Below are 21698 nucleotides of genomic sequence, written 5' to 3' on the forward strand. Positions count from 1 at the left end.
CCGCTGGTGCGGACACATCTCAGGCCCTGGCTCGGCGCAGCCAGGGCCTGAGTGCATGGAGAGGTGCCCGCGGTGGCTCTACGATGGCAACCATGGCACACCAGATTTCGGCACCTGTTCCTGCAGAGCCTGGCGACAAAGTGGCACTGCTGTCACCTGCGTGGGCGGCACCGGCTTATTTCCCGGAGGTTCACCGCCAGGCGGTCTCGCGCATGGAAGAGCTGCTGAATGTGGAAGTGGTTGAATACCCCACCACGGCGGCAATGAATGCGTCACCAGCTGATCGCGCTAGGGACTTCAATGCCGCACTTGCTGATCCGCAGATCCGCGCCATTTTCACCACCGTGGGCGGCGACGATCAGATCCGGATCACCCGGTTCCTTGACCCTGTTCTGGCCCGACGTGACCCAAAACCGGTGTTCGGATACAGTGACAACACAAATATCCTGAACTGGTTGTGGCGCAACGAAATCGCGTCATATCACGGTGGCGCCTCCATGGTGCATTTCGGAAGTGGCCCTGGTGTGGATAGCGAGCACCTGGCAACGGTGCGTGCAGCGCTTTTTGGTCAGGAAGACCTGCCCTTGCCCATGCCTGAAGACAGTGAGGACTACGGGTGGGACTGGTCGACGCCACAGGCACTGACTGAGCCTGTCCGACGAGAAAGCGCAATTCCCCTCGAGTTTATCGGCCCTGACGCACTTGTACGAGGGCGCACCTGGGGCGGCTGCATGGAAGTGATCGATCAGCTGGCGCTCGCGGACCGTCTGCCGGCGGCGCGTGAACTCGAAGGTGCGATTCTTCTGCTGGAGACATCCGAAATGCTGCCACCGCCGGATTACGTGGGACGCTGGGTGCGCGCGATGGGGGAGCGTGGGTATCTGGACGCCGCCGCAGGTCTGGTGTTCGCCCGTCCTGTGGTGCGTAATCGGGAGATGCCCGACGAGCCGGAAGCTGTGGTCACGGCTCGCCGCGAGGCCTACACCGAGTACCTTCTGTCCAACATCGTTGACTACACGCGCGACCTGCTGGTGTGTATCGGGTTGCCGTTTGGCCATACGCGACCGCAACTTGTCCTGCCCTATGGTGGTGAAATCACGCTTGACCCGTCAGCGGGCGCGGTGATTGCACATTTCGCATCCGTGTGAGTCGCCCTCGTCAACAAGGGCGAACGAGGGCGGGTGCGGAGACCTCCTTACGAATCGTGGGGTGTGAGTTGCAGGCGACTAGCTGCGAATGGGGCGGATGACGCGCGCAGGATTACCGGCCACGATGTGGCGAGCGGGCACATCTTTTGTGACGAGCGCTCCTGCAGCCACGATGCTGCCTTCGCCGATGGTGACGCCCTGCAGGATTACAGCATTGGAGCCGATCCACACATCGTTTTCGACGTGAATCGGCTTGGGATGCAAGGTGCCGCGTCGGTCTGGGTGCTCGTCGTGGTTAAGGGTGGCAAAGATGACGTTGTGGCCGATCAGTGCGCGGTCACCGATCCAGATGCCGCCCTGGTCCTGGAAGCAGCATCCGGCGTTGATGAATATGCCCTCGCCAAAATGCAGGTTGATGCCGCAGTCGATAGTCAGGGGAGTTACCACGTTGAGTGTTGGATTGGCGGGTTCGCCGGTGATCTGCTGAATGAGGTCGCGGATCTGTTCGGCGCTGTGCACCCCTGAGTTCAGCTGCTGACACAGAAGCCGGGTCTGGACTGCGCGGGCTTGCATGAACTCCGTGGCATCACTTCCGGGTGTGAGTGCCTGGCCATCAGCCATCATTTTCAGGAATTCTGCTCGATTCATGTGGTTCCTCCTTGCTGCCCATTGTCGCATTCCCGTCGAGTCGAGATTTCGTCGTCGAGAGAGTAGTTATCGGCAGTAAGCGCCAGCGTTAGGCATGCAGGCGATCCAAAGAGGAATCAGCTGTCCTTGTTGTGGCGCGGTATCAATGGTTGCAAGATCTAAATACCGCCAATGACGTGACACATCCACACACAAAAAGACCGGGACACCGCTAACTGATTGTCAACGATGTCCCGACACATCACACGGTTACTTAGACGTTCATTTTGATACCAGGCTTTGGGCGGGTTGAAAACCAGGCTGGGTGGGTGCAAATTCCGAGTGTTGGGTTCATTCCAATGGTTTGGCTAGTCACCGTCGTTTTCCGACTGACGATGTTTCGGCATTGCTTGGGATGTGAAGCGATATTTCGTTAAGTGATTCGGGTTAGTAGCTCTCTTACGCGCTTGGTAATTTCGTCGCGGATTTCGCGTACGACCTCTAAGGGCTCACCCGACGGGTCAGCGACCTCCCAGTCTTCATAGTGGGTTCCGGGAAAAATTGGGCATGATTCGCCGCATCCCATCGTAATCACCCAATCTGCCATCCTCACTTTCGCCGGATCAAGTTTTTCTGGCTGTGCAAATGGCTCTAACCCTATTTCGGCGAGGGCGTCGCGCACCTCGGGGTGTACTTCCTCGGCCGGTTCGGTGCCCGCACTCATGATGGTCACGTCAGAGCTGGCTAGTTCTTGCGCAATGGCAGCTGCCATTTGTGAGCGACCAGCGTTTTGTCTGCAGGCAAAAAGGATTCTGGTCACGGCGGCTCCCTTTCGGCTTGCGGGTTGTTGAGGCACGTGTTTAGCGACAACGTCAAGGAGTCGAGTATCAAAATCCGGGGAGATAGAATAGTAGGCCCACTTACCCTGCTGTTCACGGCCTAATATGCCAGCATTTACCAGCCTGGTGAGATGGTGCGAAATGGTTGACCGACTGATATTAAAAACCTCGGGAAATGAACATGCGCACACCGGGTTCGGTGCACAGCGGTATATGAACAGAGCCAGTTGCAGCCGCGTGACATCACTGAGTGCCGCAAAAACGCCTGCTGCGTCCTGACATTGACCTTCGCCGGCGATTTCAGGTGCGGGGCAGCAATTTGGAGCGTGTTGGCTGTTCATACAGGAACTCTATCACACGTTTCGACACCCATCGAAACGTGTGATAGAGTTTGTGTCGATTCGACAGTCATCGAAATGTGAGGAGTTAATTGTGCGTCAAATCGATATCTATGAACCGGCTTTGTGCTGTTCTTCCGGGGTATGCGGAACCGACGTAGATCAGGCTCTCGTTGATTTCAACGCGGCTCTGACCGCCCTGGATAACGAGGGTATTACCGTCACCAGGCACAATTTGGCGTCTGCCCCTACCGATTTTGCGACTTGCGAACCGGTTCGCGCCTATGTGGAGGTAGCTGGCACGGACGGCCTGCCAGTTACTGTGGTTGATGGCATTATCGTCGCGACTGGTTCCTATCCCGAAGCCGATCAGCTTCGTCAATTCGCAGGGGCAGCCCCGGACGGAAAAACAACTTTGCCCGTCGCTGAGTCTGGTTGTTGTGGCGGAAGTGGGTGTTGCTAATGTCCCTTCCTGAACTGAGCACCAAGTTTGCGTTTTTCACCGGTAAAGGTGGGGTCGGAAAGACTACGGTTGCTTGCTCTTTAGCTACCCGCGTGGCAGGTGAAGGTAAGCGAGTGCTGCTAGTATCCACTGATCCAGCCTCGAATATTGGGCAGGTATTCGGCCGTGAGATCGGATCGGGCGGCGCAGAGCTAACCGACCTTGTGCCCGGCGCTATCAGTTTTGATGCCGTAGAGATTGATCCGGAGGCAGAAGCGGAGCGGTATCGCGAGTCTATCCTGGGTCCGGTTCGTGGCCTGCTGCCGCCCGAGGTGCTAGCAACAACCGAAGAAACCTTGTCCGGTTCCTGCACGGTTGAAGTCGCTAGTTTTAATCGATTCGTCGACTATCTAACGAACGAAGACATTACTAGCCACTATGACCACATCGTTTTCGATACCGCCCCGACCGGACACACCCTGCGGTTACTGTCCTTACCCGGTGATTGGTCGAGTTTCATTGATAAAGGCGCGGGTGACGCCTCGTGTCTGGGGCCGATGTCGGGGCTAGAGAAGAACCGGCAAACCTATCACGAGGCGGTTGCAGCTCTGTCTGACCCGGCACAAACTTCACTGGTTCTGGTGGCCAGGGCTCAAATCTCGACCCTGCAAGAAGCTAACCGTTCCACCGGTGAACTACTTGAGATGGGAATCAAACCCGCACTGTTGGTGATCAACGGGATCTTGCCAGTGAGCGCCGCCACCGATCAGCTGTCGGAGTCAGTTTATGCCCGCGAACAGGCACTACTTGATGGCCTTGCCACGAATACGCAGCTTAGCGCGATCAAGAGTGTTCCAACGGTACGGATCGAGTTGAATGCCAACCCGGTGATGGGGGTAGACGGACTCTTACATCTGGGCGAGGCTGACGGCGACGCAACTTCGAGCGTGGATCCCACACTAGAGCCGGGCTCTGCGCAGTCCAATTTCGAGCTGCACGTCGGTTTATCCCATCTGGTGGATGAGCTAGCAGAGGGAAAACCGAAACTCGTCTTGTGTATGGGCAAAGGTGGGGTTGGGAAAACCACCGTTGCGCAAATGCTGGCATTGGAACTCGCTAAGCGTGGCAAGCCAGTGCATCTGTCCACCACGGATCCCGCGAATCACCTCGATGTTTCCCTCGAAGATCGCATCAAAGGTTTGACGGTGTCATCAATCGACCCGGACGCGGTGACGGCTAGCTACCGTGAAGAAGTGCTCGCCACCAAAGGTGCTTCTCTCGATGCCGACGGGTACGCACAGTTGGAGGAAGACCTGCGCTCCCCATGTACGGAAGAAGTGGCCGTTTTCAAAGCATTTTCTGAGGTCGTAGCAACGGCCCAAAACCAGTGGGTCGTCCTCGACACCGCCCCCACCGGGCACACCCTGCTATTACTGGACGCCACTGGATCCTACCACCGCGAACTCATGCGCCAATCCGGACGTGACGATTCCGCGACCACGCTCCAACACCTGCAAGATACGGAAGTGACCCGGCCAATCCTCGTGACACTGCCAGAAACCACGCCAATGCTCGAGGCACAATCCCTCGCAGCCGACCTGTCGCGAGCAGGTATTGAGCCGTGGGCATGGGTAATCAACCAGTCGCTTCCAGCAACCGAGACGTCATCGCCGTTCCTTACGCGCCGAGCCCGCGCACAGCAGACAATAATTGAGGACATTATCGCCCAAGCGAATACCGAAGTAGTTCAACTACCGGTACTGCTCAACAATGGGCTATAGCAAGTATTGATTCACTAAGGTTCAACAGTGTAGGCCGCCTCGTCTGCTACCAGTTAAAGCTCATGGGACAGACGGGGTGGCCAATACTATCCTGAGACTTGTATGGCTTGAATCCTTGCTATTGCAACCAGGCGATACGCACTGGCTCATCCAGATCCTCACGTCACTTAGCCCCCAGGTGCCATTCGTTACGCCCAGCCGTCAGTCAGCAACCTCCTCGAGTGAATTCCTTTGACAAGCTAAAACGCCACCGGTCTGAGCAAAATATAAGGACGCTCACTTTGTATCAAAATGAGCGTCCTAATGGTGGAGCTAGGGGGATTCGAACCCCCGACCTTCTCATTGCGAACGAGACGCGCTACCAACTGCGCCATAGCCCCAAGGCTCAAGTATCGTACCACCCTGGCAGCACGAAATGCACACTGGAGACTGTGAAGCGCACCGCCATCATTTACGAGTACTGATGCGCGCTTACATGCATGCACACTGCCAGCGCGGATCAACACTAAGGCGCACAAAAATTGATCTGAGTAATTCAGTGCTTGGTGCGCCACACTTTTAGGGGATCAGCGATGGTGGAGCGCACTCAACTAGGCTCCAAAAACCAGAATTAATGATGATAAAAACCGGATTAAAACAGTATTCCACCTGCTGCTTGGCGACATTGTGCCAAAAAATCGAACGGTGAGGGAGCTCACCGCAAATCAGTTTGACGATCGCCCCGATTGTTCGTAGAGTATTTTCTTGTCGCCCGGGCGGTGCTGATTGTTTGTGGTTGGTGTTGTTTGTGGTGGTTGTCCCGCGTTTGTGGCCTTTTGTTTGGGGTTGTGGGCGTGTGGGGGTGTTGTTTGTGAACTCGATAGTGTGTTTGTTTTGTTGATGCTTGTTTTTGTTTTTTGAGTTTTTTTGGTTGGGATTGGCTGCCCTGTTGTGGGGTGGTTGTTTTCTGAGCAGATTATGGTTTTTGTTTTTTGTTTGGAGAGTTTGATCCTGGCTCAGGACGAACGCTGGCGGCGTGCTTAACACATGCAAGTCGAACGGGATCTGCGTGGCCTTTGTGGTTGTGTGGTGAGAGTGGCGAACGGGTGAGTAACACGTGAGTAACCTGCCTTTTTCTTTGGGATAACGCTCAGAAATGGGTGCTAATACTGGATGTTCTGCGCTTTCCGCATGGGGGGTGTGGGAAAGGGGCCTTTGTGGTTTCTGGAGGGAGATGGGCTCGCGGCTTATCAGCTTGTTGGTGGGGTGATGGCTTACCAAGGCTTTGACGGGTAGCCGGCCTGAGAGGGTGGGCGGTCACATTGGGACTGAGATACGGCCCAGACTCCTACGGGAGGCAGCAGTGGGGAATTTTGCACAATGGGGGGAACCTTGATGCAGCGACGCCGCGTGAGGGATGGAGGCCTTCGGGTTGTGAACCTCTTTCGCTCGTGTGCAAGCCGCTATTTGGGTAGTGGTGAGTGTAGCGGGTAAAGAAGCGCCGGCTAACTACGTGCCAGCAGCCGCGGTAATACGTAGGGCGCGAGCGTTGTCCGGATTTATTGGGCGTAAAGGGCTTGTAGGCGGTTTGTCGCGCCTGTCGTGTAATCCTCTGGCTTAACTGGGGGTGTGCGGTGGGTACGGGCAGGCTTGAGTGCGGTAGGGGAGATTGGAATTCCTGGTGTAGCGGTGGAATGCGCAGATATCAGGAGGAACACCGGTGGCGAAGGCGGGTCTCTGGGCCGTTACTGACGCTGAGGAGCGAAAGCGTGGGGAGCGAACAGGATTAGATACCCTGGTAGTCCATGCTGTAAACGTTGGGCACTAGGTGTGGGGGCCGCCCTTGGTTTCTGCGCCGTAGCTAACGCTTTAAGTGCCCCGCCTGGGGAGTACGGCCGCAAGGCTAAAACTCAAAGGAATTGACGGGGGCCCGCACAAGCGGCGGAGCATGCGGATTAATTCGATGCAACGCGAAGAACCTTACCAAGGCTTGACATGCGCCCTGAGCGCCTAGAGATAGGTGTGCATTTGGTTGGGGGTGTGCAGGTGGTGCATGGTTGTCGTCAGCTCGTGTCGTGAGATGTTGGGTTAAGTCCCGCAACGAGCGCAACCCTTGCCCTATGTTGCCAGCGCGTTATGGTGGGGACTCGTGGGGGACTGCCGGGGTTAACTCGGAGGAAGGTGGGGATGACGTCAAATCATCATGCCCCTTATGTCTTGGGCTTCACGCATGCTACAATGGCAGGTACAGAGGGTTGCGATGCTGTGAGGTGGAGCGAATCCTTTAAAGCTTGTCTCAGTTCGGATCGGGGTCTGCAATTCGACCTCGTGAAGGTGGAGTCGCTAGTAATCGCAGATCAGCTACGCTGCGGTGAATACGTTCTCGGGCCTTGTACACACCGCCCGTCACGTCACGAAAGTTGGTAACACCCGAAGCTTGTGGCTTAACCTTTTTGGGGGGAGCAGGTGACGGTGGGATTGGCGATTGGGACGAAGTCGTAACAAGGTAGGCGTACCGGAAGGTGCGGCTGGATCACCTCCTTTCTAGGGAGCCCTGTTTGTGCGTTTGTTTCTGCTCTTTTTGGGGTGGGGCGCGTTGTGGGGTTGTGAGTGTTGGCGGGGCAGACACATTGTCGGGTTTTCTTTCAATTCCTGTGTGTTTTGGAAGTGTTTGTTGCCTGCGTCTGGCTGCTGCTGTTGTGGTGGTTGGGTGTGTGGTGGGTTGTTTGTGAACTGTATAGTGGTTGTGAGCATCTTTATTGTGTTTTCTGTGTTTTGTTGTTTTTGCATGTTTTCATGTTTGTGTTGTGTTTAGTTTTTGTGGGCATTCGGTGGATGCCTTGGTACCAAGAGCTGATGAAGGACGTGGCGGCCTGCGATAATCCTTGGGGAGTTGGCGAGCGAGCGTTGATCTGAGGGTGTCCGAATGGGGGAACCTGGCTGGGGTTGTGCCTGGTCACTATCATCTGAATTCATAGGGTGGTAGGGGGAACGCGGGGAAGTGAAACATCTTAGTACCCGTAGGAGAAGATATTTCGTGAGTAGTGGTGAGCGAAAGCGGATGATGGCTAAACCGTGTGCGTGTGTGACTCGGCGGGGGTTGCGTGTGCGGGGTTGTGGGGCTCTTTTTTCTCATCTTCTGCCGGGGGTGGGGTGTGTGCGTGTGCGTGTGGTGAACATCTTGGGATGGGTGACCGAAGTATCGTGATAGTCGTGTAGCTGTGTGTGTGCGTGTGTGCCAAGGGGGTGCCCGAGTAGTGCGGGGCTCGTGGAATCTCGTGTGAATCTGCCAGGACCACCTGGTAAGCCTGAATACTTTTTGGTGACCGATAGTGCATAGTACCGTGAGGGAATGGTGAAAAGTACCCCGGGAGGGGAGTGAAATAGTGCCTGAAACCGGGTGCCTGTAAGCCGTCAGAGCCTGCTTTTGTTGGGTGATGGCGTGCCTTTTGAAGAATGAGCCTGCGAGTCAGTGATGCGTGGCGTGCTTAACCCGTGTGGGGGATGCGTAGCGAAAGCGAGTCTTAATTTTGGGCGTGTGTCGCGTGTTGTGGACCCGAAGCGGGGTGATCTACCTATGGTCAGGGTGAAGCTATGGTAAGACGTGGTGGAGGCCCGTACCCACCAGGGTTGAAAACCTGGGGGATGAACTGTGGGTAGGGGTGAAAGGCCAATCAAACTCCGTGATAGCTGGTTCTCCCCGAAATGCATTTAGGTGCAGCGTCACACTGGGCTTGGTGGAGGTAGAGCTACTGGTTGGTTGATGGGCCGTGTTGGTTACTGACGTCAGCTAAACTCCGAATGCCATTTCAAGTGGGTGTGGCAGTGAGACTGCGGGGGATAAGCTTCGTGGTCGAGAGGGAAACAGCCCAGATCATCGGCTAAGGCCCCTAAGCGTGCGCTGAGTGGGAAAGGATGTGGAGTCGCGTTGACAGCCAGGAGGTTGGCTTAGAAGCAGCCATCCTTGAAAGAGTGCGTAATAGCTCACTGGTCGAGTGGTTGTGCGCCGATAATGTAGCGGGGCTTAAGCGTGCCGCCGAAGCCGTGGCAATAACTTTTTGTTTTTGGGTAGGGGAGCGTCCTGCTCTGGGTGAAGCTGCCTGGTGATGGGTGGTGGACGGGGTGGGAGTGAGAATGCAGGCATGAGTAGCGTTTCGTGGGTGAGAATCCTACGCGCTGATTGACTAAGGGTTCCAGGGGCAGGTTTGTCCGCCCTGGGTTAGTCGGGTCCTAAGGCGAGGCCGACAGGCGTAGTCGATGGGTGACCAGTTGATATTCTGGTACCGTTTGTTTTCCGTCTGACGCTGCATGCTTTCGCGTCGTGTGCTTGCCGTGCGTGGTGTTGTCTTTCGGGATGATGCTGTTGTGTGGCTGTGTGTGGTGTGGGGTGTGTGGTGAGCATTGGGGTGACGCAGGGAGGTAGTTGCTGCACACTGGTGGTTATGTGTGTCTAAGGTTGTGGCCTGTTTCTTGGGTGAAATCCGGGAAGCTGCGTTTGATCGCGTGGGTGAGGGCTGATGGGGCTGCCTGTTGGGGTGGCTAGTGGTGATCCTGTACTGCCGAGAAAAGCCTGGATGTGAGGAAGATGAGCGCCCGTACCCTAAACCGACTCTGGTGGTCAGGTAGAGTATACCGAGGCGTGCGAGTGAATCATGGTTAAGGAATTCGGCAAATTGCCCCCGTAACTTTGGGATAAGGGGGGCCCTGCTGGTGTGCCTGCTTTTGCGTGGGTGGTGCTGGTTGGGGTCGCAGAGAATTGGGAGAAGCGACTGTTTATTAAAAACATAGGTGTGTGCTAAGCCGTAAGGCGCTGTATACGCACTGACGCCTGCCCGGTGCTGGAAGGTTAAGAGGACGACTTAACTGCTTTTTTGTGGTGAAGGTTTGAATTTAAGCCCCAGTAAACGGCGGTGGTAACTATAACCATCCTAAGGTAGCGAAATTCCTTGTCGGGTAAGTTCCGACCTGCACGAATGGCGTAACGACTTCTCCGCTGTCTCGACCGTGATCTCGGTGAAATTGCAGTACGAGTAAAGATGCTCGTTTCGCGCAGCAGGACGGAAAGACCCCGGGACCTTTACTATAGCTTGGTATTGGTGTGTGTTTGTGCTTGTGTAGGATAGGTGGGAGACTGTGATGCCGTGCCGCTAGGTGTGGTGGAGTCGTTGGTGAAATACCATTCTGGTTCAAGTATGCATCTAACTTGGAGCCCTGATCGGGTTTGGGGACAGTGCCTGGTGGGTAGTTTAACTGGGGCGGTTGCCTCCTAAAGGGTAACGGAGGCGCTCAAAGGTTCTCTCAGCCTGGTTGGTGATCAGGTGGTGAGTGTAAGTGCACAAGAGGGCTTGACTGTGACACTGACGGGTGGAGCAGGTACGAAAGTAGGAACTAGTGATCCGGCCATGGCTTGTGGAAGCGTGGTCGCTCAACGGATAAAAGGTACCCCGGGGATAACAGGCTGATCTTGCCCAAGAGTCCATATCGACGGCATGGTTTGGCACCTCGATGTCGGCTCGTCGCATCCTGGGGCTGGAGTTGGTCCCAAGGGTTGGGCTGTTCGCCCATTAAAGCGGTACGCGAGCTGGGTTTAGAACGTCGTGAGACAGTTCGGTCCCTATCCGCTGCGCGCGTTGGAAACTTGATGAAGGCCCGTCCCTAGTACGAGAGGACCGGGATGGACGAACCTCTGGTGTGCCAGTTGTACTGCCAGGTGCATTGCTGGTTGGCTACGTTCGGTTGGGATAACCGCTGAAAGCATCTAAGCGGGAAGCTTTCTTCGAGATGAGGTTTCCGTGCCCCCCTTTTTTGGGGGGTGGGAGGTCCCCAGTAGATGACTGGGTTGATAGGCCAGAGGTGGAAGCATTGTGAGGTGTTGTGAGCCGACTGGTACTAATGGGCCGATTCTAAACCAACACTCACACACTAGTGTGTGTGGGGCGAAGCGAGAAAACACGTGCACCCTGTGTTTGGGGTGTGGTGCTTGCAATCACTGTGCGGTACACACTCAACCCACACGTTGTGGGTGGGTGACATTTTTGCGGTGGCTCATGGCAGGCGGGAAACGCCCGGCTCCTTTCCGAACCCGGAAGCTAAGCCGCCTTTGCGCTGATGGTACTGCGACCGGGGGGTCGTGGGAGAGTAAGACACTGCCGCAATCAACCGTGAGTTGGGGGTGGGGTACAGGCCTGGAGACAGGCACGTACCCCACCCCCCCTTTTTACGCGCACACACTACCCGGACGCACGCACCCAGCGGGGCCGACCGACCGGATACCCAGTCAACCAACGTTTCATGTTTCAAATCACATACGCCGCGGCGAATAGCTATTATGAGATCGGCATTAAGGCCACCGACAACGAATGGAGACAGACATGAACTTTGACGATCTGAAGAACAAGGCGACCGACGCGGTGCAGAACTCCGGCAAGGCCGACGATGTGCTGAACAACGTGTCGGAATCAGCCAAGAACGCCACCGACCACCAGTACGACGACAAGATCGACTCAGCGCGCGACGCGATCTCCAGCAAGATCGGCCACAAGGACGAAGCTGGCGCCGAGGATCCCCAGGCAGAAGCCAAGTAAGAACTTCACGTCGTAATTCGAGCTGGTAGGGCACAATGGTCTCGTGAATGAGAACCAGTCCCTACCAGCTTCGTCCATTATTGTGGCCGCAACACCGATCGGCGATGTCAACGACGCGTCGCCTCGGCTGTGCGCAGCCCTCCAGCAGGCAGATGTCGTTGCCGCCGAAGATACGCGCCGAGTCCGTGCATTGGCCTCGCGCCTCGGTGTCCACATTGCAGGATCCATCCTCGCCCTCCACGACCACAACGAGGGCGAGCGCGCGGGTGCACTCATCAGCCAGGCAAAATCAGGTGCACGCATCCTCGTCGTCTCCGATGCCGGCATGCCGACAGTCTCCGATCCGGGCTATCGCATCGTTCACGGAGCTATTGACGAGGGAGTACGCGTCACCGCCCTGCCAGGCCCTTCCGCTCCAGTAACAGCCCTGGCTGTGTCGGGTCTGCCATCAGACCGCTTCGCCTTTGAAGGATTCCTTCCACGCAAACAGGGTGAAGCTGAGCGCACCCTCAAGGAACTGGCACGCGACCCGCATACCCTGATTTTCTTCGAATCACCGCGCCGGGTTCATGTCACGCTGTCGTTGATGTCTGAGCACTTCGGTGACGACAGGCGCGCAGTCGTGTGCAGAGAGCTGACCAAAGTGCACGAAGAAATCATGCGCGGAACCCTGGCGGAACTGGTCGACGCTACGCAGGGCGACGTGCTCGGCGAGATCACCATTGTCGTTGAAGGCGCCACTCAGAGCGTGAACGCGCGTGACCATGTGCAGGCCGTCCTTGCCCTTGTTGACGAAGGTATGCGCCTGAAAGACGCTGCCGCTCAGGTCGCGGAAGCAACGGGTGCGCGCCGCAATGACCTGTACCGGGAAGCGCTGAAAGCTCGGTAGGAGGCTGTGCGGCGGCGCGGCTAGAACGTCGCAGCAGTGGATGCGAGCTGCTGCACGCCCTCGTCGTTCATGCGTTCACGAGCCTTGACGCCAAGCTCTTCGCTCACCGGCGCCGTCAGATCTGAAAACACGCGAACCGTGAACTGCTCACGAACCGCATCGATTGCCGTATCGCACACGCAATGAGACTCAGCCAGTCCCACCACATCCACGTCAGTGATCCCCGCGTGGTGAAGTGCGTCGGCCAGGGTGGTGCCATCGTCTGCGACACCCTCGAACCCTGAATAGGCAGCCTCGTACTGGCCCTTCTTGACGGCAATGTCGACGGGAACATCACTGAGTGCCTGGTGGACTTCCGCATTCGGTGTGCCGGCAACACCGTGAGGCGGCCACGAGTCGACGAAATCCGGCTCGTCGGAAAAATGCGCACCTGGGTCAATGTGCCAGTCCTGGGTGGTCGCAATGAGGTCGTACGTATCCGGGTGGCTGCTCACAAAAACGGCGATACGCTGCGCAACCGCGTTGCCGCCCTCGACTCCGAGTTCACCGCCTTCGCAGAATGTCGGTTGGACATCGACGATGATGAGCGCGCGGGACACGGTTCCTCCTCATGATTCGGTGCATATGCGCACCTTTGTGGGTTGGTCTTAACTGTAGATGTACGGCAGCGAAAGTGCGAACCGACAGGCATGAAGCGCGTGCGAATATGTCTCCTCTTGCTTAGGCTGAAGATATGAAACTTGGTGACAGGCGTTGGGATATTTCAGGTGTCGCGCTGGGCGGCAACACCTTCGGGTGGACCGCCGATGAAGCGATGACCTCCGACATTTTGGACGCGTACGCCGATCTGGGCGGAACGCTCGTCGACACCGCCGACGTCTACTCTGCATGGGTGGATGGTCACGAGGGAGGCGAATCCGAGCTGGCCATGAAGCCGTGGCTTGCACGCCCCGGCAACCGCGATCGCCTGCTGATTGCCACCAAAGTTGGATCCAAGGACTCCCGCAAGGGATTGCGACCGGAGAACATTCACGCTGCCGTGGAAGAATCGTGTGAACGCCTGGGCATTGACACGATCGACCTGTACTACGCACACTTCGACGAACCCGACGTTCCCATTGATGAGGTCGCCAGCGCGTTTCATGACCTGGTTGAACAAGGCACCATCCGTGAAATCGGAATGTCCAACCTGGAGCCGGATCGCTTGCGCGCATGGTGCAACGTCGCGCGCGAACATGGCTACCACATGCCGATCGCCCTGCAGCCGCACTTCAATGTCGTCCACCGAGCCGAATTTGAATCAGAGCGCCTTGACATTGCGCGCGAATGGAACCTGGGTGTCTTCCCTTATTTCTCGCTGGCTTCCGGTTTCCTGACCGGTAAGTATCACCGCGGCGACAAGCTGGAAGGCGACCGAGCCGGAATGGTGGCTCCGTACGTGTCCGCTCAGGCATTCGACGTGGTTGGCGCGGTGACGCGCATTGCCCGCGATAAGGATGTGGCACCGGCTGCTGTCGCCCTCGCCTGGCTGATCGCGCAGCCCACCATTGCTGCACCGCTCGCCTCGGCACGTAACCTCGGGCAGCTCGAAGGCATCATGCAGGCCAGCTCCGTGGAGTTGAGCCAGGAGGAGATTGACGAACTGACGCGCCTGTCGGATGGGCTTTAGGTCACGACCGGCCCCGGCCCGTTCCTCACAGGCGGAAAATCAGTCTAGGCTAAGGGTATGAGTCGTATTCTGTCTGCCGTCGCGTGGCCCTACGCTAACGGGCCGCGCCACATTGGCCATGTTGCTGGTTTCGGTGTTCCCTCTGACGTGTTCTCCCGCTATATGCGAATGGCGGGGCACGACGTCCTGATGGTGTCGGGAACGGACGAGCACGGCACACCGATCCTGGTGGCGGCTGACCAGGAACACGTCACCGCCCGCGAACTTGCCGACCGCAATAACCGCCTGATTGTCGAAGACCTGCAGGCACTGGGCCTGTCCTACGACCTGTTTACGCGCACCACCACCGGTAATCACTACAACGTTGTGCGCGCCATGTTTGAGGTTGTCCGAGACAACGGCTACATGCTGGTGGAAACCACGCGAGGCGCAATCTCTCCCTCGACGGGACGCACCTTGCCGGACCGTTACATCGAGGGCACGTGCCCACTGTGTGGGGCCGAGGGAGCGCGCGGCGACCAGTGCGACAACTGCGGCAACCAGCTTGACCCGACAGATCTGATCAACCCGCATTCACGCATTAACGGTGAGACACCCGAGTTCGTCTCCACGGACCACTACTTCCTCGACTTGCCCTCCCTGGCCGCTGCGTTGTCGAAGTGGCTGGATGAGCGTGAAGAGTCCGGCACGTGGCGTCCGAACGTCATCAAGTTCTCTCAGAACTTCCTCAAGGAAATCCGGCCGCGTGCCATGACTCGCGACATTGACTGGGGAATCCCGGTTCCAGGGTGGGAAGACCAGCCCTCCAAGCGCCTGTACGTCTGGTTTGACGCGGTCGTCGGCTACCTGTCCGCATCGATCGAGTGGGCGCGCCGAAGCGGCGATCCTGACGCGTGGCGCAAATGGTGGAACGACCCGGAGGCGCTGTCCTACTACTTCATGGGCAAGGACAACATTGTCTTCCACTCGCAGATCTGGCCGGCTGAACTGCTCGGATACAACGGTGAAGGTGCGAAGGGAGGCGAGCCGGGTGACCTCGGGCATTTGAACCTGCCCACAGAAGTGGTCTCGTCTGAGTTCCTCACCATGGAAGGCAAGAAGTTTGCCTCCTCACGCGGCATTGTCATTTACGTGCGTGACATGCTCAGCCGCTACCAGCCTGACGCGCTGCGTTATTTCATCAGCGCGGCCGGCCCGGAAACATCCGACGCGGACTTCACGTGGACGGAGTTCGTGCGCCGAACCAATTCGGAGCTGGTGGCAGGGTGGGGCAACCTGGTCAACCGCACCGCATCGATGATCCACAAGCGCTTCGGCGAAATCCCGCAGCCCGGTGAGCTCACCGACGATGATCGCGCATTGCTGGACGCAGTTGAAGCCGGCTTTGATGAGGTCGGCTCCCTGATCCGCACGCACCATCAAAAAGCCGCGCTGGGCCAGGCAATGCACCTGGTCGGCCTGGCGAACAAGTACGTGACTGATCAGGCGCCGTTCAAGTTGAAAGCTGAGGAAGAGCGCCCTCGTCTGGCAACAATCTTGTGGACACTGGCGCAGGTGGTGAGCGACCTGAACATTATGCTCAGCCCGTTCCTGCCGCACTCAGCCAACGACGTGGACACCGTGATGGGCGGCGAGGGCACCATCGCCCCCATGCCGCGCATCGATGAGGTTGAAGATCTGGACGTGACGAACGAGGATGGCTCACCGCGACGCTACCCGATTCTGACTGGCGACTACACGCATGTTCCTGAGTGGAAGCGCCATGATATTGAGGTTGGCCGTCCGATCGCCAAACCCGCGCCCGTCTTCCGTAAGCTTGACGACGCCATTGTCGACGAGGAGCTGGAGCGGGCTCAGGCCTGACAGTGCCGCGTAGCTAGCGGCCCTCTTTACGTGCCGTGACTACTGCCGCGACGATCAGTCCCAGGCCCAGCAGGATCAGTGATCCGATGAGCAGGATTGACATGTTGACCGTGGAATGAATTCCCACGATGAACACGAGGACTCCTGCCATGATGATAATTGCCGCCCAGATGAGCTGCCCAACGTTGACGGATGGAGGTGGCGGGGGCGGCAACGCGGGTGCCGCAGGATTTTCGCCTTGCTCGGCAGAGCGCCAGTCCGCGCTGTCGGGCAGCGCCTCAGTGTCGGTCTTCTCTGGTGTTGATTCGTCGCTCATTGCTGCATCCTTATCCATTGCTGCGTGAAGATGATTGAGCAGTGTCTCCTGACTGTGCGCCGCTTTGAGACAGGTCGCCGCTCTGGATCGTGTCACCGGAGATATCTGCAGGCGCAGACTCGATGATGGTGACGCTGCCGTACACATTGGTGATTTCCAAGTTGATCCCGTGCTGAGGAGACCAGAAGTCATTGCGGAATGCCAGTTCCTCTGACACGAACTGCACTTCCGGAATCCATGGGCTGGACACCCGGCCTCCTTGTGCATCCAGCCAGTAGTCCGAGCGGATCAGACCGACTGAGCTGTACAGATGAAACCCCACCGGCTGATTTTGACGCATCACGATCGTCACATCGCCACCAATATCGTCCAGACGGATCGTTTTGAGCACATCTGCCGGTGCCTGCGAAAGATCCAGAGTGAATGAACCGGTGTCCGATAACTGCGTCGCAGTCCAGTCGTATGTCACGGCCGTGTCTGCCTCTGCCATACCCGGTTCTTCGCTCTCCAGGGTCTGCAGGTATTGCTCCTGCTCGTATTCGGAGTAGCCCACAGCCAGCACAAGTGGAGAGCATACTGCCACAAGAACGGACAGGCAGATCAGCCATGGCGCGCGACGCCCTCGAAAAGCCGTGAACGCAAGAACTATGCCGAGCCCCACGAGAACGCTCGCTGTCAGAACCACGAACACGCGTACCGCATCCACGCCGCCCAGACCTTCCTGAACGACCAACGCGCACGCTGCTGCAAGAGCAAGGACAATGAGGCCGGTAATGGCCAGGTTCGCCGGCATCGGCACAGAGGGCGAGGCCGGTCGCTGCGCAGGTGGCACCGTCCACGGATTGTTCGGCGTGCCGGTGGCAGGAGATGGTGTTGGCGCACTCACAGGCCGAGGCGCGCTGGCGGGGACATAGCTGGATGGTGGCACATGTGGTAGCGCGCCTTTCTGATGGTTACGCGTGTACTGCACCGCACCGGCAATCGCCATAATGGTCAGGATGATCGCGCCAAGAATGACGAGTGGGTAGATCCACGGCACTGCAGCACTGGAAGCCAGTCCGACCAGAGTTGTCACCAGTGCGCCCGCAAACCCCACATCGAATGTGCCGAATCGGATCAGCTGTTCACAGTGAATACGGCCGTCGCGGTACTCAGGCAGGAAAGCCCACGCCAGTCCATAGGCAGGCAAGATGAAAACGGAACACAGCAATCCCAGAACAATCGCCATTGCTCGCACGAATGCCAGATTCCAGCCAGTGCGCGCAGACATGCCGGCGCATACGCCTCCGACCAGGCGATCCTCACCGCGAAACCAGCCTGACCGACGGATGGAATCGAAAAACGATGAGGACCCGGGATCGGTGAAGGGTGTGCCTGCTGAATAACTCATGAAAACTACTGTGGCAGACTGAGTCGTTCACATCCATCGGGGAGAGCCCTGATTCCCCCCTGAAAAGAAGCTGAGAATCACGGTCCGGAGCGGTTTTGATGCCAAGATAGAACAGTGACAGCAGCCAATCGTGAGCGCGACAACGGGTGGATTCCGCCTGCCCGCCATGACTCCTCACGTCCACCGCTGATCCGCGCCACACATTCCTCACAGGCCATGCCGCGTCCGATCCTGGCCGGCGTCTGCTCCGGCATCAGCGTCCATATCGGATTACATGTATGGATCGTCCGCGCGATCTGCCTGTTGTTGTGCACGGTGGGAATCGGCATTCTCCTGTACGTCTGGTTCGCCGTCACCATGCAGGTGGACCGCGGCAGGCGCACAAGCCGATCAGATGGCGCGCTCGCCACCCCTTTGACGCGATCGACCTTTTCAGCCCGATCCAAAGGCGTATCCGCCCAGCTGCTTGCCGCCGGACTGATCGCGATCGGCCTTGCCACTGTTCTGGCGATCCTCGTGGCACTCAACGTCGCCCAGGCCGTTGACATCCCTGCCATACTCGCCTCCATCGTCGGACTGGCACTGGTGTGGAGCCAGAGCGCCTCGCGTCGCAAGAAACTCAGCGCGCTGAACATCGTACTGATCGCCGCCGGCGTCGCATTCTTCCTGCTCGGCATTTTCGCCCTGTTCTTCGGCAGCACGTCACGTTTCCTGGTGACTCGCTCCCTGTTCGTCGGCGTGGTGCTGATCGGTGGACTGATCTTCGCGGTTGCTCCGCTGTGGCTGCGAGCCTCAACGAACCTGTCAGCGACACGTGAACAGCAGGTGCGCGACGCCGAACGCGCAGATATTGCCGCTCACCTGCACGATTCAGTCCTGCAGACGCTGACACTGATACGCGCTCACGCCCAGGATCCGACCCGCGTCTCAGCATTGGCGCTGCGTCAGGAACGCGAACTGCGATCCTGGCTGTACACGGGTCACCACGAAGTGTCCGACTCCTTTGCCGCAGCTCTTCGCGAGTCCGTTGAGAACGTCGAATCCCGCTACGGCGTCCCGATCGAGGTAGTAAGCGTGGGAGATTGCGTGCCCACCGTTCAGGCCCTCGCCCTGGTTGCCGCCACCACGGAGGCCGCCACGAACGCTGTGCGTCATGGTCGCCCACCGGTCACCATCTACGCGGAAGTCGGCTCAATCAGCCTTGATGTCTACGTGAAAGATCAGGGCGAGGGCTTCGACCTGGACACAATCCCTGATGATCGCCACGGCATCCGACACTCCATCATCGGCAGAATCGACCGGGTTGGCGGCACGGTGACGATCCGTCGCCTATCATCTGGTACCGAGATCCACATGAGTGTCCCCATCGACGAGGGCGACGCTGCGCCTTCGGAGACCACTGAAAACTGAGAGGGAAGAACTGGTGAGTATTCGCATCGTCGTCATCGATGACCATCCTCTGGTGAGAGCAGGTGTGCGCTCCGAACTGGAAGAATCGGGCGCTGACCTGACCGTGGTGGGCCAGGCCGCTGATGTGGACGGCGCTGTTGCGGCCTGCCGTGATCTGCAGCCTGACGTGGCACTGCTGGATGTCCACTTGCCGGGCGGGCAGGGTGGTGGTGGCGCGGAAGTCGTGGCGCGTTGCGCAGATATCCCGCGGGTGCGCTTCCTGGCACTGTCGGTGTCAGATTCGCCCGAGGATGTGGTGAGCGTGATCAGAGCAGGCGCTCGCGGATATGTCACAAAGTCGATTTCACCTGGCGACCTGCTGGAAGCCATTAAACGCGTTGCGAGCGGGGACGCGGCATTTTCGCCCCGCCTGGCAGGTTTCGTACTTGACGCGTTCGGCACGCGTGAGGTGGCGGTCCACGAGGACGAACTGGATCTGCTTTCAGCGCGCGAGCAGGAAGTCATGCGCTTGATTGCGCGTGGCTACACGTACAAGGAAGTTGCAGCCGAGCTGTTTATCTCGGTGAAAACAGTCGAGACACACGTGTCAGCGGTGTTGCGCAAACTGCAGTTGTCGAACCGCAATGAACTGACCCGGTGGGCGGCTCAGCGTCACTTGATCTGACTAGTGGCTACGCGAAAAGCCACTGCGTGATGGTTGCCCACACGGGTGGGGCAGTGGTGGGGTCCACGAAAAGTGCGGGTTCCGACAGGCCAAGCTCGGCCTGTGCCTCCTCAGGCACGACGACAATGGCATACAGGCACGAAGGGACACCCAGCGTGATGATCATGTCTGTCGTTTCCCATTGGCGCACTCCTGCGGTGCTGAGATCCTCCCCACCGTCGTTCATTGCGGCAAGTGTGTCAGTTGTCAGCAAGTTCAGAGTCCACTGGCCAGACTGGAGCTCGCGCGCCAGCGTGCTGTCATCCCCTCCAGCCTGAGCAGCACCTTTCAGCACCTGGTCGCACCGAGTGCTGTCTGCTGAGTACAGCCCTTCCAGCAGCTCCACACTCATCAGGATCGGCCCCTCGTGAACAGAGGGGCGAGGCATAAGGTCGAGGAACTGTCCGACAACGGATGGAAGCTCTTCCGGGGGCAGAGCATAGAGGTGAACGCCGTCGTTGCTGTGCTTGGCGATCGTTGTTGATCTGGAGCTGATCCACGCTTCAACGGCCTGGGCTGAATGGGGGCGAACGTCGAGAGCCTGGAATCGAGAGCGCACCGAGTACGCTGCGTTGAGTGCCTCCAGAGCTGTGGGGGTCGGGTCGCCCGATTCGTCAAGGATATGAGCGTCCACCAGTGAATGATGAACAGCATCTGACAGTGGCTCGCCATTGATGATGAAGGATGTCAGTTCGTTCCATTCGTCTTCCGATATGACGAGGACGGGTCCTCCAGCGGTAGCCTGCACAGTTGCCATGAAACTATCCTTCGCGTGAGTGGTCGGTTGGCGCGGCCGGCATCGCCTCAAGGCTTGCACCAACGTTTTCGAAAAGTTCGTAGTGTGCGCCGTAGTCGCGGGTCGCGCACGACAGCGTTGCCGTGTAACCGCGCGGCTGGTCTGGATCGAGCCACGTGAACTGACGTATCGTGATGGATTCGTCATCGAGGATGTAGCACCCCAGGCGCGCGAAACCCTTCCATTTTTGCGTGGCGACTTCAGACAGGTCCAGCAGGACGAACCCTGGGATTTCGTTGAGCAATGCGTGCGTGGTGGTGTCTCGCCACTCCAGGTCGCCTAGGTCGTTGGGAACCGACGCGACGGTGATGACCAGGTTCGGTGCGTATACGCCACCGCCGCTGTTCTGCGTCTGCGCAGCGATGCAGTCGATTGCCGAGTCATTTCCCTGAGACTGTGAACCCGCCGGGTTGTCGGGTTTCACTTGCGTCCACCCCTCTGGAAGGAGGGCGCTGACGACATGCCCGTGAACTGTTGGAGAGCTGTCAGATGTCATGCCACTCATTGTGCATCGCTCCTTTGAGCATCGGTACCGGACTCAGTGGTGTGATCCACGCGCGAGGCTTTCAGAGCGCGCTGCTGTTCGTGCCATTCGGGATACATCTGTTTGGGAAGATCAAAGTTAAAGAAACTGAGAATGACGCCAATCATGGGAATAAAAATCAATGCCAGCATGAGTGCGGATAGCGGTTTGGAAAGTTGACTGTCCTGCAGATTGCCTGTGAGTGCCAGAACTAAAGAACCAGCGAAGAAGAAAAGAGCGATCGAAGGCTCGCCAAGGGCTATTGAGTTCTTAGAACCAAGCCACTGCGCCTGCTTGCGGAAAAAACGCCCTGGCCATGTGTCAGTGAACATAGCTAAAGCCCACATCACAGCCATCAGGATCCCAAAAATACATCCCAAGGCAATCAAGCCAGGATCCTC

The 21698-nt window shown here is 57.9% G+C and carries 17 protein-coding genes, 1 tRNA gene and 3 rRNA genes; 12 read left to right on the plus strand and 9 right to left on the minus strand.

Going from position 1 to position 21698, the window contains the following annotated elements; translation table 11 throughout:
• Positions 1-92: 92 nt before the first annotated feature.
• Positions 93-1148, plus strand: a complete 1056-nt coding sequence (locus tag BLT69_RS01605) for a S66 family peptidase (protein ID WP_092649047.1) — start codon at positions 93-95, stop codon at positions 1146-1148.
• 78 nt (positions 1149-1226) lie between these two features.
• On the opposite strand, the gene BLT69_RS01610 is transcribed toward BLT69_RS01605, so the two are convergent.
• Both BLT69_RS01610 and BLT69_RS01615 read right to left on the minus strand, forming a co-directional pair.
• The gene (locus BLT69_RS01610; protein WP_092648225.1) at positions 1227-1796 is read right to left on the minus strand and encodes a DapH/DapD/GlmU-related protein; all 570 of its coding nucleotides are present in this window, start codon (positions 1794-1796) and stop codon (positions 1227-1229) included.
• Between the two features lie 412 nt (positions 1797-2208).
• Positions 2209-2955, minus strand: a complete 747-nt coding sequence (locus BLT69_RS01615; protein ID WP_092648226.1) for a metalloregulator ArsR/SmtB family transcription factor — start codon at positions 2953-2955, stop codon at positions 2209-2211.
• A gap of 91 nt (positions 2956-3046) precedes the next feature.
• On the opposite strand from BLT69_RS01615, the gene arsD reads away from it, so the two are divergent.
• Both arsD and arsA read left to right on the plus strand, forming a co-directional pair.
• Entirely contained in the window at positions 3047-3415 is a 369-nt protein-coding gene (gene arsD / locus BLT69_RS01620; protein ID WP_092648227.1) for an arsenite efflux transporter metallochaperone ArsD, read from the plus strand.
• Positions 3415-5175: an arsenical pump-driving ATPase gene (gene arsA, locus BLT69_RS01625; protein ID WP_092648228.1), complete on the plus strand. Its 1761-nt coding sequence runs from the start codon at positions 3415-3417 to the stop codon at positions 5173-5175. Before arsD ends, arsA begins: the two co-directional genes overlap by 1 nt.
• A gap of 304 nt (positions 5176-5479) precedes the next feature.
• On the opposite strand, the gene BLT69_RS01630 is transcribed toward arsA, so the two are convergent.
• Positions 5480-5555: transfer RNA gene (locus BLT69_RS01630), tRNA-Ala, on the minus strand.
• Between the two features lie 592 nt (positions 5556-6147).
• Here BLT69_RS01630 and BLT69_RS01635 point away from each other — a divergent pair.
• The 5 genes from BLT69_RS01635 to rsmI all read left to right on the plus strand — a co-directional run bounded on the left by BLT69_RS01635 (position 6148) and on the right by rsmI (position 12627).
• Positions 6148-7698: ribosomal RNA gene (locus BLT69_RS01635) — 16S ribosomal RNA — on the plus strand.
• Between the two features lie 264 nt (positions 7699-7962).
• Positions 7963-11066 (plus strand): 23S ribosomal RNA (locus BLT69_RS01640).
• A gap of 124 nt (positions 11067-11190) precedes the next feature.
• Positions 11191-11309: ribosomal RNA gene (rrf, locus tag BLT69_RS01645) — 5S ribosomal RNA — on the plus strand.
• The 16S, 23S and 5S rRNA genes sit together here, the layout of an rRNA operon.
• 216 nt (positions 11310-11525) lie before the next feature.
• Entirely contained in the window at positions 11526-11738 is a 213-nt protein-coding gene (locus tag BLT69_RS01650; RefSeq protein ID WP_157886304.1) for an Rv0909 family putative TA system antitoxin, read from the plus strand.
• A 43-nt stretch (positions 11739-11781) separates the two neighbouring features.
• Positions 11782-12627, plus strand: coding sequence for a 16S rRNA (cytidine(1402)-2'-O)-methyltransferase (gene rsmI, locus BLT69_RS01655; RefSeq protein ID WP_092648230.1), 846 nt, complete (start codon positions 11782-11784; stop codon positions 12625-12627).
• 20 nt (positions 12628-12647) lie between these two features.
• Here the strand turns inward: rsmI and BLT69_RS01660 are convergent, their stop codons facing one another.
• Positions 12648-13226: an isochorismatase family protein gene (locus BLT69_RS01660; RefSeq protein WP_092648231.1), complete on the minus strand. Its 579-nt coding sequence runs from the start codon at positions 13224-13226 to the stop codon at positions 12648-12650.
• A 134-nt stretch (positions 13227-13360) separates the two neighbouring features.
• On the opposite strand from BLT69_RS01660, the gene BLT69_RS01665 reads away from it, so the two are divergent.
• Positions 13361-14296, plus strand: coding sequence for an aldo/keto reductase (locus tag BLT69_RS01665; protein ID WP_092648232.1), 936 nt, complete (start codon positions 13361-13363; stop codon positions 14294-14296).
• 57 nt (positions 14297-14353) lie between these two features.
• On the plus strand, positions 14354-16159 hold the full coding sequence (metG, locus tag BLT69_RS01670; protein ID WP_058236216.1) for a methionine--tRNA ligase: 1806 nt from the start codon (positions 14354-14356) through the stop codon (positions 16157-16159).
• Positions 16160-16172: 13 nt separating this feature from the next.
• Here the strand turns inward: metG and BLT69_RS01675 are convergent, their stop codons facing one another.
• Entirely contained in the window at positions 16173-16475 is a 303-nt protein-coding gene (locus BLT69_RS01675) for a hypothetical protein (RefSeq protein ID WP_141757297.1), read from the minus strand.
• A 10-nt stretch (positions 16476-16485) separates the two neighbouring features.
• Positions 16486-17865 (minus strand): PspC domain-containing protein, encoded by a 1380-nt coding sequence (locus BLT69_RS01680; RefSeq protein ID WP_092648233.1) that lies wholly within the window; start codon positions 17863-17865, stop codon positions 16486-16488.
• A 114-nt stretch (positions 17866-17979) separates the two neighbouring features.
• Here BLT69_RS01680 and BLT69_RS01685 point away from each other — a divergent pair, with 114 nt between their 5' ends.
• Positions 17980-19275 (plus strand): ATP-binding protein, encoded by a 1296-nt coding sequence (locus BLT69_RS01685; RefSeq protein ID WP_092648234.1) that lies wholly within the window; start codon positions 17980-17982, stop codon positions 19273-19275.
• A 13-nt stretch (positions 19276-19288) separates the two neighbouring features.
• Positions 19289-19939 carry a LuxR C-terminal-related transcriptional regulator gene (locus BLT69_RS01690; protein WP_092648235.1) on the plus strand — a complete coding sequence of 217 codons (651 nt, stop codon included), beginning with the start codon at positions 19289-19291 and terminating at the stop codon, positions 19937-19939.
• A gap of 7 nt (positions 19940-19946) precedes the next feature.
• Here the strand turns inward: BLT69_RS01690 and BLT69_RS01695 are convergent, their stop codons facing one another.
• From BLT69_RS01695 to BLT69_RS01705, 3 genes are read right to left on the minus strand one after another with little or no spacing between them, the layout of a single operon-like run.
• Positions 19947-20735, minus strand: a complete 789-nt coding sequence (locus BLT69_RS01695) for a hypothetical protein (protein WP_092648236.1) — start codon at positions 20733-20735, stop codon at positions 19947-19949.
• 4 nt (positions 20736-20739) lie between these two features.
• Positions 20740-21270, minus strand: a complete 531-nt coding sequence (locus tag BLT69_RS01700) for a hypothetical protein (protein ID WP_157886306.1) — start codon at positions 21268-21270, stop codon at positions 20740-20742.
• Positions 21271-21275: 5 nt separating this feature from the next.
• Positions 21276-21686, minus strand: a complete 411-nt coding sequence (locus tag BLT69_RS01705) for a hypothetical protein (RefSeq protein WP_092648238.1) — start codon at positions 21684-21686, stop codon at positions 21276-21278.
• Between the last annotated feature and the right edge of the window lie 12 nt (positions 21687-21698).

The sequence above is a fragment of the Schaalia radingae genome (assembly GCF_900106055.1).
Taxonomy (GTDB): Bacteria; Actinomycetota; Actinomycetes; order Actinomycetales; family Actinomycetaceae; genus Pauljensenia; species Pauljensenia radingae_A.

Bases quoted from the DNA above. Each gene is read 5' to 3' on its own strand.
- BLT69_RS01605 (WP_092649047.1), top strand. From the start codon at position 93: ATGGCACACCAGATTTCGGCACCTGTTCCTGCAGAGCCTGGCGACAAA.
- BLT69_RS01610 (WP_092648225.1), bottom strand. From the start codon at position 1,796: ATGAATCGAGCAGAATTCCTGAAAATGATGGCTGATGGCCAGGCACTC.
- BLT69_RS01615 (WP_092648226.1), bottom strand. From the start codon at position 2,955: ATGAACAGCCAACACGCTCCAAATTGCTGCCCCGCACCTGAAATCGCC.
- arsA (WP_092648228.1), top strand. From the start codon at position 3,415: ATGTCCCTTCCTGAACTGAGCACCAAGTTTGCGTTTTTCACCGGTAAA.
- BLT69_RS01650 (WP_157886304.1), top strand. From the start codon at position 11,526: ATGAACTTTGACGATCTGAAGAACAAGGCGACCGACGCGGTGCAGAAC.
- BLT69_RS01665 (WP_092648232.1), top strand. From the start codon at position 13,361: ATGAAACTTGGTGACAGGCGTTGGGATATTTCAGGTGTCGCGCTGGGC.
- metG (WP_058236216.1), top strand. From the start codon at position 14,354: ATGAGTCGTATTCTGTCTGCCGTCGCGTGGCCCTACGCTAACGGGCCG.
- BLT69_RS01675 (WP_141757297.1), bottom strand. From the start codon at position 16,475: ATGAGCGACGAATCAACACCAGAGAAGACCGACACTGAGGCGCTGCCC.
- BLT69_RS01680 (WP_092648233.1), bottom strand. From the start codon at position 17,865: ATGAGTTATTCAGCAGGCACACCCTTCACCGATCCCGGGTCCTCATCG.
- BLT69_RS01695 (WP_092648236.1), bottom strand. From the start codon at position 20,735: ATGGCAACTGTGCAGGCTACCGCTGGAGGACCCGTCCTCGTCATATCG.
- BLT69_RS01700 (WP_157886306.1), bottom strand. From the start codon at position 21,270: ATGACATCTGACAGCTCTCCAACAGTTCACGGGCATGTCGTCAGCGCC.